17 protein-coding genes are annotated in these 14,664 nt (G+C 71.9%); all 17 read right to left on the bottom strand.

Annotation, left to right across the window (positions count from 1 at the left end):
- Positions 1 to 73: 73 nt before the first annotated feature.
- Positions 74 to 1,549 carry a hypothetical protein gene (locus Phou_RS31915; RefSeq protein ID WP_173062961.1) on the bottom strand — a complete coding sequence of 492 codons (1,476 nt, stop codon included), beginning with the start codon at positions 1,547 to 1,549 and terminating at the stop codon, positions 74 to 76.
- The gene (locus Phou_RS31910) at positions 1,546 to 2,223 is read right to left on the bottom strand and encodes a hypothetical protein (protein WP_173062958.1); all 678 of its coding nucleotides are present in this window, start codon (positions 2,221 to 2,223) and stop codon (positions 1,546 to 1,548) included. The genes Phou_RS31915 and Phou_RS31910 overlap by 4 nt, the downstream gene beginning before the upstream one ends.
- Positions 2,224 to 2,250: 27 nt before the next feature.
- On the bottom strand, positions 2,251 to 2,673 hold the full coding sequence (locus tag Phou_RS31905) for a DUF6234 family protein (RefSeq protein ID WP_173062954.1): 423 nt from the start codon (positions 2,671 to 2,673) through the stop codon (positions 2,251 to 2,253).
- 70 nt (positions 2,674 to 2,743) lie between these two features.
- On the bottom strand, positions 2,744 to 3,013 hold the full coding sequence (locus Phou_RS31900) for a hypothetical protein (RefSeq protein WP_173062951.1): 270 nt from the start codon (positions 3,011 to 3,013) through the stop codon (positions 2,744 to 2,746).
- 182 nt (positions 3,014 to 3,195) lie between these two features.
- Positions 3,196 to 3,924, bottom strand: a complete 729-nt coding sequence (locus Phou_RS31895) for a sulfotransferase (RefSeq protein ID WP_173062949.1) — start codon at positions 3,922 to 3,924, stop codon at positions 3,196 to 3,198.
- On the bottom strand, positions 3,903 to 4,727 hold the full coding sequence (locus Phou_RS31890; RefSeq protein ID WP_173062946.1) for a sulfotransferase domain-containing protein: 825 nt from the start codon (positions 4,725 to 4,727) through the stop codon (positions 3,903 to 3,905). Before Phou_RS31890 ends, Phou_RS31895 begins: the two co-directional genes overlap by 22 nt.
- Before the next feature lie 194 nt (positions 4,728 to 4,921).
- Positions 4,922 to 5,407, bottom strand: coding sequence for a DUF4286 family protein (locus Phou_RS31885; RefSeq protein ID WP_173062943.1), 486 nt, complete (start codon positions 5,405 to 5,407; stop codon positions 4,922 to 4,924).
- An 18-nt stretch (positions 5,408 to 5,425) separates the two neighbouring features.
- A complete protein-coding gene (locus Phou_RS31880) occupies positions 5,426 to 5,653 on the bottom strand; it encodes a ferredoxin (RefSeq protein WP_173062940.1) in 228 nt (75 codons plus the stop codon).
- A gap of 20 nt (positions 5,654 to 5,673) precedes the next feature.
- Positions 5,674 to 6,945 carry an NADH-ubiquinone oxidoreductase-F iron-sulfur binding region domain-containing protein gene (locus tag Phou_RS31875; protein ID WP_173062937.1) on the bottom strand — a complete coding sequence of 424 codons (1,272 nt, stop codon included), beginning with the start codon at positions 6,943 to 6,945 and terminating at the stop codon, positions 5,674 to 5,676.
- 18 nt (positions 6,946 to 6,963) lie between these two features.
- Positions 6,964 to 7,359, bottom strand: coding sequence for a Rieske (2Fe-2S) protein (locus Phou_RS31870; RefSeq protein ID WP_173062934.1), 396 nt, complete (start codon positions 7,357 to 7,359; stop codon positions 6,964 to 6,966).
- Positions 7,360 to 8,508 carry an amidohydrolase family protein gene (locus tag Phou_RS31865; protein ID WP_173062931.1) on the bottom strand — a complete coding sequence of 383 codons (1,149 nt, stop codon included), beginning with the start codon at positions 8,506 to 8,508 and terminating at the stop codon, positions 7,360 to 7,362.
- Between the two features lie 19 nt (positions 8,509 to 8,527).
- Positions 8,528 to 9,607: an amidohydrolase family protein gene (locus tag Phou_RS31860; RefSeq protein WP_173062929.1), complete on the bottom strand. Its 1,080-nt coding sequence runs from the start codon at positions 9,605 to 9,607 to the stop codon at positions 8,528 to 8,530.
- Positions 9,608 to 9,735: 128 nt separating this feature from the next.
- The gene (locus Phou_RS31855; RefSeq protein WP_173062926.1) at positions 9,736 to 10,617 is read right to left on the bottom strand and encodes an alpha/beta fold hydrolase; all 882 of its coding nucleotides are present in this window, start codon (positions 10,615 to 10,617) and stop codon (positions 9,736 to 9,738) included.
- Positions 10,566 to 11,690: an ABC transporter ATP-binding protein gene (locus Phou_RS31850; protein WP_173062923.1), complete on the bottom strand. Its 1,125-nt coding sequence runs from the start codon at positions 11,688 to 11,690 to the stop codon at positions 10,566 to 10,568. The genes Phou_RS31855 and Phou_RS31850 overlap by 52 nt, the downstream gene beginning before the upstream one ends.
- A complete protein-coding gene (locus Phou_RS31845; RefSeq protein WP_173062921.1) occupies positions 11,690 to 12,802 on the bottom strand; it encodes an ABC transporter ATP-binding protein in 1,113 nt (370 codons plus the stop codon). Before Phou_RS31845 ends, Phou_RS31850 begins: the two co-directional genes overlap by 1 nt.
- A complete protein-coding gene (locus Phou_RS31840) occupies positions 12,799 to 13,701 on the bottom strand; it encodes an ABC transporter permease (RefSeq protein ID WP_173062918.1) in 903 nt (300 codons plus the stop codon). The genes Phou_RS31845 and Phou_RS31840 overlap by 4 nt, the downstream gene beginning before the upstream one ends.
- Positions 13,698 to 14,660: an ABC transporter permease gene (locus Phou_RS31835; protein ID WP_173062915.1), complete on the bottom strand. Its 963-nt coding sequence runs from the start codon at positions 14,658 to 14,660 to the stop codon at positions 13,698 to 13,700. The genes Phou_RS31840 and Phou_RS31835 overlap by 4 nt, the downstream gene beginning before the upstream one ends.
- Positions 14,661 to 14,664 lie beyond the last annotated feature (4 nt).

Here is a 14,664-nt window from a genome sequence, read left to right as displayed (position 1 = left end):
CCCAGCGCCTCGGCCACTCGACTCTGCGCGCGGTGCCGCCGCGAACCAGTTCCCTCGCGGGTAGAAGCGGCCGTCAGGGCACCGCGGCCGGCTGCGGCTCGGCGGCCGGCGCGAGGTCGTCGGCGGCCGGCTCCCGCGGCGCCGCCTCCACGTCCCGTCCCGCGCCGGTGAGCAGCGCGAACAGGAACAGCACCGCGAGCGGTACGACGTGCATGAGCATGCGGTTCATCGAGTCGGCGTCGGCGGCCCGGTACGCGCCCTCGCGCAGGTACGCCAGCACCAGGCAGAGCGGCAGGAAGGTGGTCAGCGGGAACCGCAGGTGCGCGGCGTGCCGCAGGGGCGGCGACAGCAGCCACGCCAGCAGGAGCAGCCCGACCAGCACGACGATCGACAGCCCGTACCCGCCGAAGCCCTCGAACAGGTTGCGGTAGGTGGCCCGCAGGCTGGTCCGCAGCGTGTCCGGCTCGCGCACCGCCAGGGCCACCAGGCCGAGCCAGAGACCCGCCTCCGCGAGCGCGAGCAGGCGCGGGCCGCGGCCCAGCCGGGGCAGCAGCGGGATGGCCGCGAGCGCGCCCGCGCCGACCACGGCGCCGCCCACGACGACCGGCGGGACGCTCGTGTCGCGGTCGAGGAAGACCCAGAGCTGCAGCGCGGCGAACAGCAGGCAGGCGCCGCCGAAGGACGCCAGCACGGCCGCGCGGTGGCGGCGCGGCAGGTGCGCGGACACGGCCGTCGGCAGCAGGACGAGCGCGGCCAGCAGGAAGCCTTCGGGGCGGGTGATGACGATGACCGGTACGGCGATGATCTGCATGATCATCAGAGCCGGGCGGCGGGTGTCGCCGTTCGCGAGCAGCCACCCGCTGCCGGCCACGAGCAGCACGCAGGCGGCGACCAGAAGATGCCCGTTGAGGTAGAAGAAGCTGAAGACGACCCGGTTGTTGGTCAGCAGCAGCAGCCCGGCGAGGGCGGCGACCGCCGCGAACCGGCCGGTCCCGAGGCCGGCGCGCCGGACGAACCACACGACGGCGGCGAGCGTGGCGGCGGCCAGCAGCGGCGTGACGGAGCGCAGGTAGAGGGCCCCGCCCAGGTCGGCGGGGGCGTGCAGCAGCGGTACGCCGAGCACCCGCGTGGTCAGCAGCTCGGTCGACGCGGTGGACCGGTAGTCACCCTCGGCGATCAGCCGGCCCGCCATCAGGTACGTGAGGGAGTCGGAGTGCCACTTGAGCATCCGGGCCTCGCGCAGCACCGCGACGGCCGCGGCGACCGCGAGCACGCTCGCCACCGCCGCCGGGGGCCAGACGCGGACATCGCGCCCCCTGCGCCAGGCGGCGATCCACCAGGCGACCGGCGCGCCGAGCACCACCGCCAGGGTGATCTCCGGTGCGGTCGGCAGCCCCGTCGCCACCTGGACGAACCCGACACCGATCATCAGGCAGACCCCGGCGAGGAAGCCGAGCGGGAGCAGGCCCCAGTCGCGGATCCCGGCCGTGCGCAGCAGGGCGCAGCCGCCGCCGAGGGCCGCCAGCACCACGACCAGCTCGGCGATCATCGGGGCAGCTCCGCGCGCAGGCTCGCCGGGAGCAGCGCGGTCTCGACCAGCAGCTCCTGGTAGTCGTGGTCCTCACCATCGCGTGCCACCGGCCAGCGGATCAGCGCGAACGTCCGGGCGCCGGCGGTGCCGCGCGCGCCCTCGCCGGTGACGATCCGCTTGAGGTAGTCGTCCGGGTTGGCCGGGCCGGCCGGCCGGGGCAGCGCGGGGTCGACCGCGAGCGCCCAGGGTGCCCCGCGCGCGCCGCCCACGCCGCTGGCCACCACGAACGGCCTGGGGTCGAAGCCGGTGCCCGCCGCGACCGCCGGCGCGGGGACCCACTCGACGCGCCCGGCGCGGCCGAAGACGCGCAGCCGGGACTCGGTCTCGTCAGCGATCTTGCGGTCGTCCGCAAACCCGCTGGGCGTCGGGATGTACACGGTCGCGCCCGGTGCCAGCGTGCCGAGCCCCAGGTACAGCCCGTAGCGCTGGCGGTGCCACCCGCCGTTTTCGTAGGCGATGCGGGCGACGTCGGACGTCTCGTACCGCCCGACGGCCTCGAACTCGCGGAACCGCTCGCGGTCGATGCCCCGGAACTGGGCGAGGTTGACAGCGACGGCGGCGACCACGAGCACAGCGAAGAGCCGGAACCGGTAGGGCGCGACAGCGCTGCGCAGGTGATGGAGGCGCGGCACCCGCCGCATTTTGCCACATGCCCGCACTCAGCCGCCGGGACAGCGGGTGTCGCCGCCGCTGCGCTCCTGGCATACGTATGTGGTGGGCACCGGCTGCGGCGGGTTCAGCTCGCGCCAGGTGGCGCCGGCAAGGGGCACCGAGAGCCCGCAGAAGACGATCGCCAGGACGGTGAAGACCACCCCGGTCCACCGCAGCCGTCCCGCGAAGGCCACCACCGCGATCAGCACCGGTCCGCCTACGCCGGTCAGCGCCAGGCCCAGCAACAGCTGGTTGGCCTTCTTGGCGATCTCGTCCTGCCTGGCGCCGCTGTTGCTGTGGTGGTCGGCCCAGCTCTCCATCCCGGTGCCGAACCACGCGTAGCCGAGCCCCAGCAGCAGGAGCAGCCACGCCACCGTCAGCAGGACGACGGCGGTCGGCGGCGACGGCGGGGCCACCCTCCGGACGGTCATGTGCCGACGCTAGGCCCCGCGGCCACCTCGCGCCTGTGCCGCGGCGCCCAGCCGACCCGGGTACGGGTACTCAGCCGCGGCCCACGATCACCGCGGCGACCTCCCGGATCTGGACCATGTCCGGCTGGAAGGCCTCGGCGATGTCCGGGTGCAGGGCCGCGCGGGTCTCGTCGACGAGGCGGGCGGCGACCTCGTCGACCCCCTCGCCGCGGTAGTCGCCGGACACCACGTCGGTCGCGTGCTGCAGGGCCGAGCTCAGCTGCTCCTCCAGCGCCCCGCGCAGCTTCTCCGGCGCCGGGCTGATGTCGGGCTGGTCGATCGATACGTGCGGTTCCGCCATACCGGCCGGATACCCGGCCGGCAGGCTCCGGCAAACCCGGTCACCGCAGAGGGTCGCTGCCCGAGAGCGTCGGCACGACGGACGTGATCGCACCGTCCACATCGAACCCGGTACAGGCGGGAGCGACGGTCCGGACCACCGCGGACGTCGCGGTAGCTCGGATCGGGGTTGGGGTCGGGTCTCTAATAGCCGAACCGCCGGGCGAGCGTGCCGAACTCCTCGTCGTCCCGCACGCAGCGCTGGTACTCGGCCTCGACGTCGCGCCGTGAGGGCGGGTCGCCTTTCGGGGCGGCGGGTCGTGGTGGGGCGAGGTCGCGGAAGGCCCAGATTCCCGGCAGGGCCGGCGCCTCGCCCAGCACCGTCGGGCGCAGCGTCTCCCGGGTCCAGTTTTCGACCGCCCGCCTCACGCGGTCGCCGTCCACCTCGTCCGCCACGCCGAGGAACCGGACGATCTCGGAGAGCGTGGCGACCGGGTCGCGGTTGGCGTCCTCGAACCGGACCGCGCAGATGGCGTCGACGTTCGGGAAGTGGCGCGCGACCCGCTCCGGCACGGTCCACTCGCGCACGTGGGAGGTCCAGGTCTCGCCGGCCGACCCGCTGCGCGCGCCGAGGCGGGCGATCAGGTCGCGCGGGTCGCGCACCACGTAGACGATCCTGCCGGTCGCCTCCCGGTACGGGTCCAGCACCTCCGCGGCCGGCGGGAAGGTGGTCTTCACGACGGACGGCCGGGCTTCGTCGAGCGGAACGGTGCGCCCCCAGCTGAACAGGGTGACCAGGTCGGGCGCCGCGGCGAGCAGGTCCTCCGGGGAGACCTCGGCCGGTGGCGCGTCCAGGAGGTAGCCGGCCACGAGGCCGAGTACCGGCGTGCTGCCGGACTGCGGGCGGGAGGCTATCCAGGTGAGGGGACGCATCGGTCCTCACCTCCCGCGTACCCGTACTTCTCGACGAGGGCGCTGAACTCCTCGTCCTGTTTCAGCAGGCGCCGGTACGCCTCCTCGACGTCCGCGCCGTAGCCGGCGAGGGACTGCCCGCTCAGCCCCGGCCCGAAGAACGGGAACCGCTCGGCCGCCGGCGGCTCGACGCGCCGCTCGGCCGCGCGCAGCTTGTCCAGCGCCGAATGCGCCACCGCCCGCCGGACCCGCTCCGGGTCGGCGGGTGTGTCGAAGCCCAGGAAGTCGACCATCTTCCGCAGCGCCGCGACCGTGTCCTGCTTCATGTCCTCGTAGCGCACGACGCAGACGTCGGCGTTCGGGAAATGCTGGCGCAGCCGCTCCGGCGAGGTCCACTCGCGCAGGGACTGCGGCCAGGAGCCGAATCCGGTGCGCCGCCAGATCGAGAGCCCGCGATGGGCGATGAAGTTCCTCGCGAAGTCCGCCTTGCGGGCCGGGCTGACATGCAGGAAGCGCTCCACGCTGAGGATCACGTCCCGCGGGTTGCGCACGAGGTAGAGGACCTTGCGGGTGGCGTCGCGGTACGGCCGCAGCACGTCCACGCCGGGCAGGAAGTGCGTCTTGACGGCCCGCGGGCGCGGATCGTCAAGCGGCAGCAGCCTTCCCTGCGAGAAGACGTGGAACAGGTCGGGGACGCCGGGGTGCATTGCGCGGAGCCGGTTCATCTCCAGCTCCACCTGCTCGTCCTGCAGGTAGTTGGCAAGCAGGATGCGGGTCCAGGTGTTGCCGGACCGTGGGTACGACGCTATCCAGGCCAGAGCCATGGTTCTCCACTCCCTCGCCTCATCCGTCGGCGTAAATGGGAATAGTTCCGGAGGCTCACACGGCCGGGTGGCACTGTCAACGCGTGCAACTGCCGCCGCCACCACAGTTGCGCTGGTGGCGGCCCATGGAGATCACGCACGGGGTCGGTCGGTGCCGGTTCATGCCAGGTTGGGCCAGAGGCGTGTTTTGGCTTTTAGCTCTCCGGGGTGTGCGGGACGTAGGGCGTGACGGAGACGCGGGGGTCCAGGCTCGCGCTGGGCGACACCTTCGCGGCGCCGAGCGCGGCGAGCGCCTCGTCCACCGGGCCTTCGATCTCGTAGATGGCGAGGTAGCGGAACTCGGGCGGCGCGTCCGGCGTGCCGTGCACGACGTAGCGCCGGGCGCGCACGAAGCCGGGGACCGCGAGCATCTGCGGCACGTGCTCGCCGTCGTACCACTCGTTGTACTCGTCCTCGCGTCCGGGCGCGGGGTTGCTCCGGACCACCAGGATGGCGTTCTCCACGTGGGTCTCCTGTTCATCGCGGGCGAGCAGCCTCGCCACGACGGTGTGTGCCACGACGCCGGCGACGAGCGCGGACGGCGCGAGTACCTGCCCGGTGGCGTAGCCGGCGGCGGCGAGGGCGAGCAGGACGGCGGCTCGCCAGCCGAGCGGGACCAGCCGCCGCAAGCGCGCGGGCATCGGATGGACGGGGGGTGTCTACCGCGCCAGCTCGCGCGGGGCGTCTTCGGCTGGTCGCAGTTCGACGATGGCGTGCACGGGGCAGTCGAGCAGGGCGCGCCGCACGCCGCGTTCGTGTTCGGGTGCGACGCTGCCGCCGCCGACGAGCGACACGTAGCCCCACTCGTCGAGCGAGAACGTCTCCGGGGCGTGCACGGCGCACAGCCCGAAGCCGTCGCAGACGGTGCGGTCAAGCTTGATCTTCACGGGTTGTCTCTCTCCTCGCCTCAAGGAAGTCCGACGGCGAACGGCGGGTCCAGGGAACGCACGCCCGCGTCGCAGGTCTCGCAGCCGCCGTCGAGGTGCGTGGACACGAGGGTGGGAAACTCGCGCAGCAGGCTCGTCGCCACGTTCGTCGCGCCGTCGAGGGTTCCGCACGCTCCCCGCCCGCGCAGAAACGTGGACCAGTGGGCCAGCCGTTCCAGGTCGTCCGCGCCCGCCTTGTACTCGACGAGGGCTTCCAGCACCGCGCTCATCGCCGCGGTGCCGTTGAAGCAGGAGCCGCACTGCGCGGCGTTCTCCCGGGCGAAGTACGACATCACCGCCGCGCACACGGCGACCGGGCAGGAGCGCCGCGAGACGACCCCGATGGCGCCGCAGCCGAGGCCGCTGCCGACCGCCTTCAGCGAGTCGTAGTCCAGCGGGAGGTCGAGCGCGTGCGGGCCGAGCACCCCGGAGAAGTAACCGCCCATCAGCAGTGCACGGACATCGTCGGGGTCCTCGCCGAGCCAGCCGAGCACCTCGCGCGGCGTCTGTCCAAAGGGGATCTCGTACAGGCCGGTGGCGGCGCAGCCGGTCAGCGTCAGCAGGAACGTGCCGGGTGAGGCGGCGGTGCCGGCCGCGCGGTACCCCGCCGCGCCGAGGCGCTGGACGAGGGGCAGGTTGGCCAGCGTCTCCACGTTGCTGACGAGGGTCGGCCGGCCGGCGACACCGGACTCGAAGGGGCGCGGCGGCTTGTCCGTGGGCAGCGCCGGCCCGCCGTTGAGGGCCCGTACCACCGCGGTCTCCTCACCGGCCACATAGGTCGGTTCGACGAGGGTGACCGTGACCGCCGCGTCCCAGGTCCCCGCGCCGGCCAGCTCGCGCAGGGCCTCGCGGACGCTGCGCTCGCCCGCCGGGTCGGAGACGTAGACGTGCACGTCCTCGGAGCCGACGGTCAGCGCGGCCAGCCGCAGCCCGTCGAGCACGAGATGCGGCCGGTGGCGCAGCAGCCAGCGGTCCTTGACCGAGGCCGGCTCGCCCTCCTCGCCGTTGGCGACCACGACGGGCGTCTCCCGCCCGGCCCGGACGGTCTGCAGCTTGCGGCTGGTCGGAAACGCCGCGCCGCCGCGCCCGCGCAGCCCGGCCTGGTCGACCGACTCCAGCAGCGCCTCGACGTCGCCGGCCGGCGCGTACCCGCCGGTCGACAGGTACCGCTGCAGCCCTTCCCGCTCCCCGACGCCGCCGATCAGCCGGTCGCCGGCGGCGGGGTGGGCGGTGACCGCGGTCGTGAGACTCATGGGACTCCTTCGCAGACCTCACGCGGTGACGATGATGTTTTCGCCCTCGACCCGTACGGGGTAGGTGCGGATGCTCCACTCCGGCTTCACGGCGGTGGTGCCGGTGGCGAGCTCGAACCCCCACTGGTGCCAGGGGCAGTAGATGAACTCGCCATCCCTGATCTCGGCGGCGCCGCCCGGGCGCTCCTCGTCGACGACCGTCTGCCCGTGGGTACGCCCCTGGCACAGCGGCCCGCCCTCGTGCGGGCAGTAGTTGGCGATCGCGTAGAACCGGCCGTCCACGTTGTACACGCCGACGCCGTACCGGCCGATCGGCACCACTTTGGACTGGCCGGGTGCGATCTCGTCCACGGTCGCCACGACGTGCTCGCGCCCGCGGGCCAGCGGCGCCCGCACCGTCTCCCGCTCGCGCATCTAGAACGGCCTCTTCTGCCCGGCGAGGGCCGGGACGGTGCTGGGCAGGTGGAAGACGTCCAGCGCGTTCTGGAACATGATCTTCTCGCGCCACTTGTCGGGCATGTGCTTGGCCACCCACTGCGGGTCGTCGAACGTCCAATGCGGATAGTCCGAGGAGAACAGCAGCAGCTTGTCCGCCTCCATCCACTCGAGAGCGCTGGTGAGCTCGGTCTTGTCCTCCGGGTAGTCCAGCGGCTGCGTGGTGAACCAGATGTGGTCCTTGACGTAGTCGGAAGGCTTGCGCTTCAGGCCGTTTTCCGGGCCGCGGGCCTTGTACACCGCGTCCATCCGCCACATCAGCGGCAGGATCCAGTTGAACGCGTGCTCGATGAGCACGATCCGCAGCGTCGGGAAGCGGTCGAACACGCCGTCGAAGACGAGGCTCGCCACCTGGTTGGCGGCCAGCATCGAGTACGACACCATCAGGTCGTGGTTGTACGTCATGAACCCGACCGGTGACATCGGCAGCTCGTTGTGCTGCCCGCGCCCGAGGTGGCAGGCGACCGGGATGTCGTGGCGGGTCGCGGCTGCCCACACCGGGTCGTACATCGGGTGCCCCCACGACGGGCGGGGCTCGGCGTTGATGAGGACCTGCGCCATGTAGGGGTGGCCGGCCCACTTCTCGATCTCGCGGGCGGCCTCGCCGGGCAGCTGGATCGCGGCGGCGATCGAGCCGTAGTACCGCTTGTGCCAGTTGTTCTCGCTGTCCAGCCAGCACGCGTCCTGCCACAGGTTGGTCGCCACGGCGAGGGCGTGCTCCTCCTCGTCGGTCTGGCCGCCCCCGTTGAGCGGGCCGAGGATCGCGATGTCCGAGCCCGCCTCCAGGATGAGCTGGCGGAACGTCAGGGCCGGGTCGGAGCCGGCGAAGTTGCCGTCGTCCGGGAAGGAGTCGGTGCGCATCGCGAACGCGTGGTTGTAGTCCGGCGCGTCGTAGTACACCGGGTTGCCGGCCATCGCCTTGCGCTGGTTGAAGAGCGTGCGGTACGGCTCGGGGATGAACGGGTCGAGCTCGCCGTAGCGCGGCGTGGGGTGCACGTCGCTGTCGACCACCCGGACCTGTACCTGTTCGGCACCGGCCTGGTGCTTTTCCTGGATCTCGGTAGTCACGAGCGTCTCCTTTCGACGGTCAGGTGGTGGCCGGCTCGGCGGCCCGGATGCCGTACAGCCGCGCCGCGTTCGCGCCGAGCACCTTGGCGCGCTGCGCGGGCGACCAGGCCGCCGGCAGGTCGTCCGGCCCCGCCGCCAGCCACTGTGGATAGCTCGAACCGAACAGGAGCATGTCCTCCTTGCCGGTGAACCCGAGCCACTGCCCGGCGAACTCCGCGTCACCAGGGCCGTCGAGCAGGCCGTGCACGAAGTACGTGTGGCCGGGCAGGTACGAGCTGGGGATGTTCGGCGACCACGGCGTCTGTTCCAGGTGCGGGCGGCCGAACGTGTCCATCCGCCAGATGAACGGGGTGAGCATGTCCGCGGCGCCGTCCGACCACACCACCTTGAGGTCGGGGAACTCGTGGAACACGCCCTCGGCGATCATGTTCAGCAGGTGCCAGACGAACGTCATCGGCTGGTACGCGGCCAGGTGCGAGAAGGTCCGGGTGATGCCCGAGGGCGTCGGCGGGTGGGTGATGCCCACGCCCATCTCCAGGTGCACGGCCACCGGCAGGCCGGCGTCGCAGGCGGCCCGCCACAGCGGCTTGAACTGGGGGCGCCCGTACGGCACCTCGGTCTGCATCGGCAGGCCGATCTGCACCACGCGCGGGTGGTCCTTCCAGCGCCCGATCTCCTTGACCGCGCTGTCGATGTCCCGCGGGTTGACCCGGATGGTGCCGCGGAAGCGGTCGCGGTAGTCGCCGGAGTCGAGCCAGCGCTCGACGAGCATCTGGTTGGTGGCCGCCAGGATCGCCGAGCCGAGGTGCCAGTCGGGCAGGATCGAGGCGGCGGTCATCGGGTGCAGCACCGCGAAGTCGAACCCGCGCTCGTCCAGGATCACCCGGCCGGTGGCGTCGGGGTCGGAGCCGGGGTGCGCGCCCCCGGCGCCCTGGGAGCCCTCGACGTAGCGCGGGCCGGGCGGGGCGAACCAGGGCACGTCCACGTGCGGGTAGCCGCGGCTCTTGAACGGCTCCCGCAGGTAGGTCCGCAGGTCCGCGTCGGACGTGAAGAAGACGTGCACGCTGGCGTCGATAAGAGGTCCAGCCGGAACGGTCATCGTTCCCTCTCTTCCCTCGCTGGTCGCTCTCGAAGCAAATTATTGCTCCGCATGATGGTAAACCTGAGGCCCGTTCCGCCGCTAGCGTGAGGGCCGTTTGCGCTGGTCCTGGCGCTGCCGGGACGCTCTCACTCGTCGATGAACTTCAGGAACTCGGGTGCACCGAGCTGCCAGAAGTCGAAGAGCGCACCCCTCCCCTGCCCGGTCGCGGCGGCCGCCTGCTCCCACGCGTCCTCCGGCCACGGCGGCTCGACCAGCCGCGAACCCTTGATCAGCGCGTGTACCTCGAACGAGGTGCGCTTGGGGTGGTCGTAGTCCCGCTCGCCGCCGCGGACCACCAGCGTGGGCACGTCGATGAGGTCGAACTCCCAGTCGGGTACGCCGGGGATCGACTCGTTCGGCTTCGGGATGAACGCGTCGAGCCAGCGCGTCATCACCCGCTCGAACTCCTCCGCGCCGATGGCCCGCAGCCGGTCGGCGTTGCGCGGGTTGGCCTCGCACAGCGCCGCCCAGCCGCCGCCCGCGACGCCGCCGAGGTTGATGACGCCCTCGATGCCCTGCGACCGGACGGTGCGCAGCTCGTTCATGATGTAGACGCCGGCGAGGCTCATCGTGCTGTAGGTGCCGCCGACGATGCACCAGGTGAGCAGCTTGCGCACCTTCTCCGGGTACAGCTGGGTGAAGACGATCATGTCGCGGGCGCCGCCGGACCCGCCGGCCGCGACCACCCGGTCGATCCCGATCTTCTCCAGCAGCTGCCCGAGCGTCTGGGCCCGCATGTGCGACTCCGACCGGCCGAACACCTGCACGTCGGAGCGGCCGCAGTTGGGCCGGTCCCAGAGCAGGACCCGCTTGCCGCCCTCGGCGAGCGCGTTCGCCAGCTCGTGCACGCCGCCGTAGTCCTTGCTGAAGCGGCCGCCCGGCGTCACGACGACCACCTCGCCGTCCTCGGGACCGATCAGCTCGTACACGACGATCCCGCCGTTGACCTCGACTTCTTGATCCGCCACGAAACCTTCTCCGTTCTTCTCGGAGTACACTTTGGACTGTTGTCAGACGGCCGCGTGCTCGGCCAGGTGCGGTACCCCGAGGACGCGTCGAGCGGGAAGTGGCACGCGGCGAACCGGCCCGGCCGCACCTCCCGCACCTGCGGCTCCTCCGCCTCGCAGACCTCCTGGGCCAGCGGGCACCGGGTGCGGAAGCGGCAGCCGGTCGGCGGGTTCAGCGGCGAGGGCAGGTCTCCGGAGAGCGCCGCCTCCTGGATCGGCGCCTCGGGGTCCGGCTCCGGGATCGACTGGGCCAGCGCCCGCGTGTACGGGTGCGCGGGCGAGGCGAACAGGTCGTCCGAGGTGCCGACCTCGCACACCTTGCCGAGGTACATCACGACGATGCGGTCGCTGAGGTTCTTCACGACGGCGAGGTCGTGTGCGATGAACAGCATCGTGAGCCGGTAGCGCTCCTTCATCTCCTCCAGCAGGTTCATGATCTGCGCCTGCACGGAGACGTCGAGCGCGGAGACCGGCTCGTCGCAGATGAGCACCTCGGGGTCGAGCACCATGGCCCGCGCGATCGAGATGCGCTGGCACTGGCCGCCGGAGAACTCGTGCGGCCGGCGTTCGGCGGCGGTCGAGGGGTCGAGCCCGACCCGCTCGATCATGGTGTGGGTGCGCGACTCGATGTCCGCGCGGGTCAGCCCGCCGTGGATGCGCAGGCCCTCGGCGACGATGTCCTTCACCTTGCGCAGCGGGTTGAGCGACGAGATCGGGTCCTGGAAGATCATCTGAAGCTTGCGCCGCTGCCGCCGCAGCGTCGCGCCGGTGAGGCCGGCGACCTCGACGCCGTCCAGCCGCACCGAGCCCGAGGTGGGCGCCGGAAGCTGCATGATGGCGCGGGCGACGCTGGACTTGCCGCAGCCGGACTCCCCCACCAGGCCGATCGTCTCGCCCCGCCGCGCGTCGAAGCTGACGTCCGAGACGGCGAAGACCCGCTCGCCGCGGCGGCCGGCGTACTCGACGATCAGGTTGCGGACGGACAGGACCACGTCGTCCGCGTCGCGCAGGTGCGCGGTTCCGCTGCCGGCCATCAGACCACCACCTCAGAAGCGACAGGTGTACCCGCCGCGGTGACGCCCGCGGCGATGTTGCGTTCGCGGGCCGCCACCCCGGCCGGTGTGCCGAGCGGGAAGAAGCAGGCGGCCGAGTGGACCGGCGCGTCGGGGTCCGGTTCGAGCGCGGGCGTCTGCTCCAGGCACCGTTGCTGCGCCGAGGGGCAGCGCGGGGCGAAGCTGCAGCCGGGCGGCGGGTCGACGACCACCGGCGGCCGCCCGGGGATGGACGCGAGGCGGGTGTGGCTGGGCAGCGTCACCTTGGGGATCGCGTCGATCAGCGCCCGCGTGTACGGGTGCCGCATGTTGGCGAACAGCCGCGGGGTCGGCGCGGTCTCCACGACACGGCCGGCGTACATCACCGCGATCGCGTCGGTGCGGCCGGCCACCACGCCGAGGTCGTGGGTGATCAGGATCATCGACATGTGCGACTTCTCCTGCAGGTCCGCCAGCAGGTTGAGGATCTGGTGCTGGACGGTCACGTCGAGCGCGGTCGTCGGCTCGTCGGCGATCAGCAGCTTGGGCGAGCAGGAGATGGCCAGGGCGATCGTGACGCGCTGCCGCATCCCGCCGGAGAGGTTGTGCGGGTACTGGTGGAACCGCTTCTCCGGCTCGGGGATGCCGACGAGCGTGAGCAGGCGGACGGCTTCGGCGTACGCCGCGCCCTTGTCGAGCTTCAGGTGGTACCGCAGCGTCTCGGTCAGCTGCTTGCCCACCGGGAGCACCGGCGTGAGCGAGGTCATCGGGTCCTGGAAGACCATGGCGAGGTCCACGCCCCACAGGTGCCTGTTCCGCTTGGGGTTGACCGTGGCGAGGTCGACGTCGTTGAGCCGGATGTGGCTGCCGGGCAGCACCTGCGCGTTGGGCGCCAGGATCTTCATGATCGCCCGGGACAGCACGGACTTGCCGGAGCCGGACTCGCCGACGATGCCGAGCGTCTCGCCCCGGCGCAGGGTCAGGTCGACGCCGTCGACGGCGCGTACGAGCCCGCGCGGGGTGTCGAACCAGACCCGCAGGCTCTCCACCTCGAGGAGGTTGCCGGCCGGCGCGGTGGGCGCTACGCCGACCTTCGGTCGCGCGTCGGTGCTCATATCGAGGACTCCCTGCCGACGCGGCCCCGCGCCCAGTCGCCGAGCCGGTTGAACGCGAACACCGTGAGGAAGAAGAACAGCGCGGGGACCAGCACCAGCAGCGGGTGCTCGCTGAGCGACTCGCGGCCGGCGGCCAGCATGCCGCCCCAGCTCGGTGCGGGTGGTGGGATGCCGACGCCGAGGAAGCTGAGACTGCCCTCGGCCACGACCAGCGTCGCCATCACGACGAGGGCGAGCGACATCACCGGGAGCATCACGTTCACCAGCAGCTCCCGGGTCAGGATGCGCAGCGGTCCGGCGCCCAGCGCCTTGGCCGCGGTGACGAACTCGCGGTCGGCGAACGCGATCGTGTTGGCCCGCGCCACCCGGGCGAAGTTGGGCACGCCGAGCAGCGCGAGCGCCACCACGAGCGTCACCAGGCCCGGCTGGAGCGCGGTGACCAGGGCGATCAGGAAGATCAGCGGCGGGAACGCGAGCATGAAGTTCACGAACATGCTGATGATCGAGTCGACGACGCCGCGGAAGTAGCCGGCGACCATGCCGAGCGAGACGCCGATGACCAGCGCGATGCTCGTCGCGCCGATCGCCACGGCCATCGAGATCCGGGCGCCGTGGACGATGCGGGACAGCACGTCGCGGCCGATCGCGTCGGTGCCGAGCAGGTAGTCCCCGCCCGGCGGCCCGCTGAACACGTTGGTGACCTCGTTGGGGTCGCGCAGCGGCAGCCAGTCCGCCGTGATCGCGGCGAGCACGACCAGGCCGATCCAGACGACGCCGAACGCGGCGCCGATGTCCCGCCGGCGGCGGCGCCGGCGTACCGGTGGCGTTTCCGCGGCGGCGGGCGCCGCCGGTTCCGGTGGGGTGTCCGGGCTGACGCGTTGCTGGATGATCTCGGTCATGAGGTCCGCACCTTCCTCACCCGGGGGTCGAGCAGCGGATACGTCAGGTCGACCGCGGTGTTGATGAGCAGGTAGATCACCGCGGTGAGCAGCACCATGGCCTGCACGACGATGTAGTCCCGGGAGTGGATGGCGGTGATCACCATCGTGCCCATGCCGGGCAGCGAGAAGATCGCCTCCACCAGGACCGTGCCGCCGATCAGCCGGCCGATCACCACGCCGGAGACGGTCACCAGCGAGAACGAGGACTGGCGCAGCGCGTGCCGCAGCAGGATCCGCCAGGTGGGCAGGCCGCGGGCGCGGGCCGACAGGACGTGGTCCTGCTGGAGGGTCGCCATCATGTCGCCCTTGAGCAGGCGGGTGAACAGCACGCACTCGCCGGCGGCCAGCGTGAGCACGGGCAGGATCAGCCGCTGGACGTGCTCGACCGGATCCTCGGAGAACGGCGTCCAGCCGAGGATCGGCAGCACGCCGAGCTGGACGCCGAACAGGTACACCAGCAGGATGCCGAGGACGAACGCCGGCGTGGCCAGGGTCGCCGAGATGAGGAAGGTGGAGACCCGGTCCAGCAGGCCGCCCGGCCGGTACGCCGACCACACGCCGACCGGGATCGAGATGGCCAGCGCCACCAGGATGGACAGGAAGGCCAGCTCCAGGGAGACGGGCGCGCGTTCCGCGATCGTCTCGGCGACGCTGAGCCCGGTCTGGTAGGAGCGCCCGAAGTCGCCCTGGACGACCCCGCCGATCCAGGAGAGGTACCGCTCCCAGATCGGCTGGTCCAGGCCGTACTGCTCCCGGGCGGCGGCGATCTGCTCCGCCGTCGCGTCCTGCGGCAGGATCGCGTCGACCGGACTGCCCGGGATGAGTTCGAGCAGGAGGAAGACCGCCACGGTGACCAGGAACAGCAACAGGAAGAACCTGGCCACCGAGCTCGCGTAGCGACTCAGGGCGCCCACCATGACC

The sequence above is a fragment of the Phytohabitans houttuyneae genome (genome assembly GCF_011764425.1).
In the GTDB taxonomy this organism is placed as follows: Bacteria; Actinomycetota; Actinomycetes; order Mycobacteriales; family Micromonosporaceae; genus Phytohabitans; species Phytohabitans houttuyneae.
The sequence above is the reverse complement of the archived record's forward strand: the minus strand, read 5'-3'. Positions and strand labels throughout refer to the sequence as shown.

Coding starts and splice junctions, on each gene's coding strand:
- Phou_RS31835 (WP_173062915.1), bottom strand. CDS start 14,660: ATGGTGGGCGCCCTGAGTCGCTACGCGAGCTCGGTGGCCAGGTTCTTC.
- Phou_RS31845 (WP_173062921.1), bottom strand. CDS start 12,802: ATGAGCACCGACGCGCGACCGAAGGTCGGCGTAGCGCCCACCGCGCCG.
- Phou_RS31850 (WP_173062923.1), bottom strand. CDS start 11,690: ATGGCCGGCAGCGGAACCGCGCACCTGCGCGACGCGGACGACGTGGTC.
- Phou_RS31895 (WP_173062949.1), bottom strand. CDS start 3,924: ATGCGTCCCCTCACCTGGATAGCCTCCCGCCCGCAGTCCGGCAGCACG.
- Phou_RS31875 (WP_173062937.1), bottom strand. CDS start 6,945: ATGAGTCTCACGACCGCGGTCACCGCCCACCCCGCCGCCGGCGACCGG.
- Phou_RS31860 (WP_173062929.1), bottom strand. CDS start 9,607: ATGACCGTTCCGGCTGGACCTCTTATCGACGCCAGCGTGCACGTCTTC.
- Phou_RS31870 (WP_173062934.1), bottom strand. CDS start 7,359: ATGCGCGAGCGGGAGACGGTGCGGGCGCCGCTGGCCCGCGGGCGCGAG.
- Phou_RS31900 (WP_173062951.1), bottom strand. CDS start 3,013: ATGGCGGAACCGCACGTATCGATCGACCAGCCCGACATCAGCCCGGCG.
- Phou_RS31915 (WP_173062961.1), bottom strand. CDS start 1,549: ATGATCGCCGAGCTGGTCGTGGTGCTGGCGGCCCTCGGCGGCGGCTGC.
- Phou_RS31905 (WP_173062954.1), bottom strand. CDS start 2,673: ATGACCGTCCGGAGGGTGGCCCCGCCGTCGCCGCCGACCGCCGTCGTC.
- Phou_RS31885 (WP_173062943.1), bottom strand. CDS start 5,407: ATGCCCGCGCGCTTGCGGCGGCTGGTCCCGCTCGGCTGGCGAGCCGCC.
- Phou_RS31840 (WP_173062918.1), bottom strand. CDS start 13,701: ATGACCGAGATCATCCAGCAACGCGTCAGCCCGGACACCCCACCGGAA.
- Phou_RS31890 (WP_173062946.1), bottom strand. CDS start 4,727: ATGGCTCTGGCCTGGATAGCGTCGTACCCACGGTCCGGCAACACCTGG.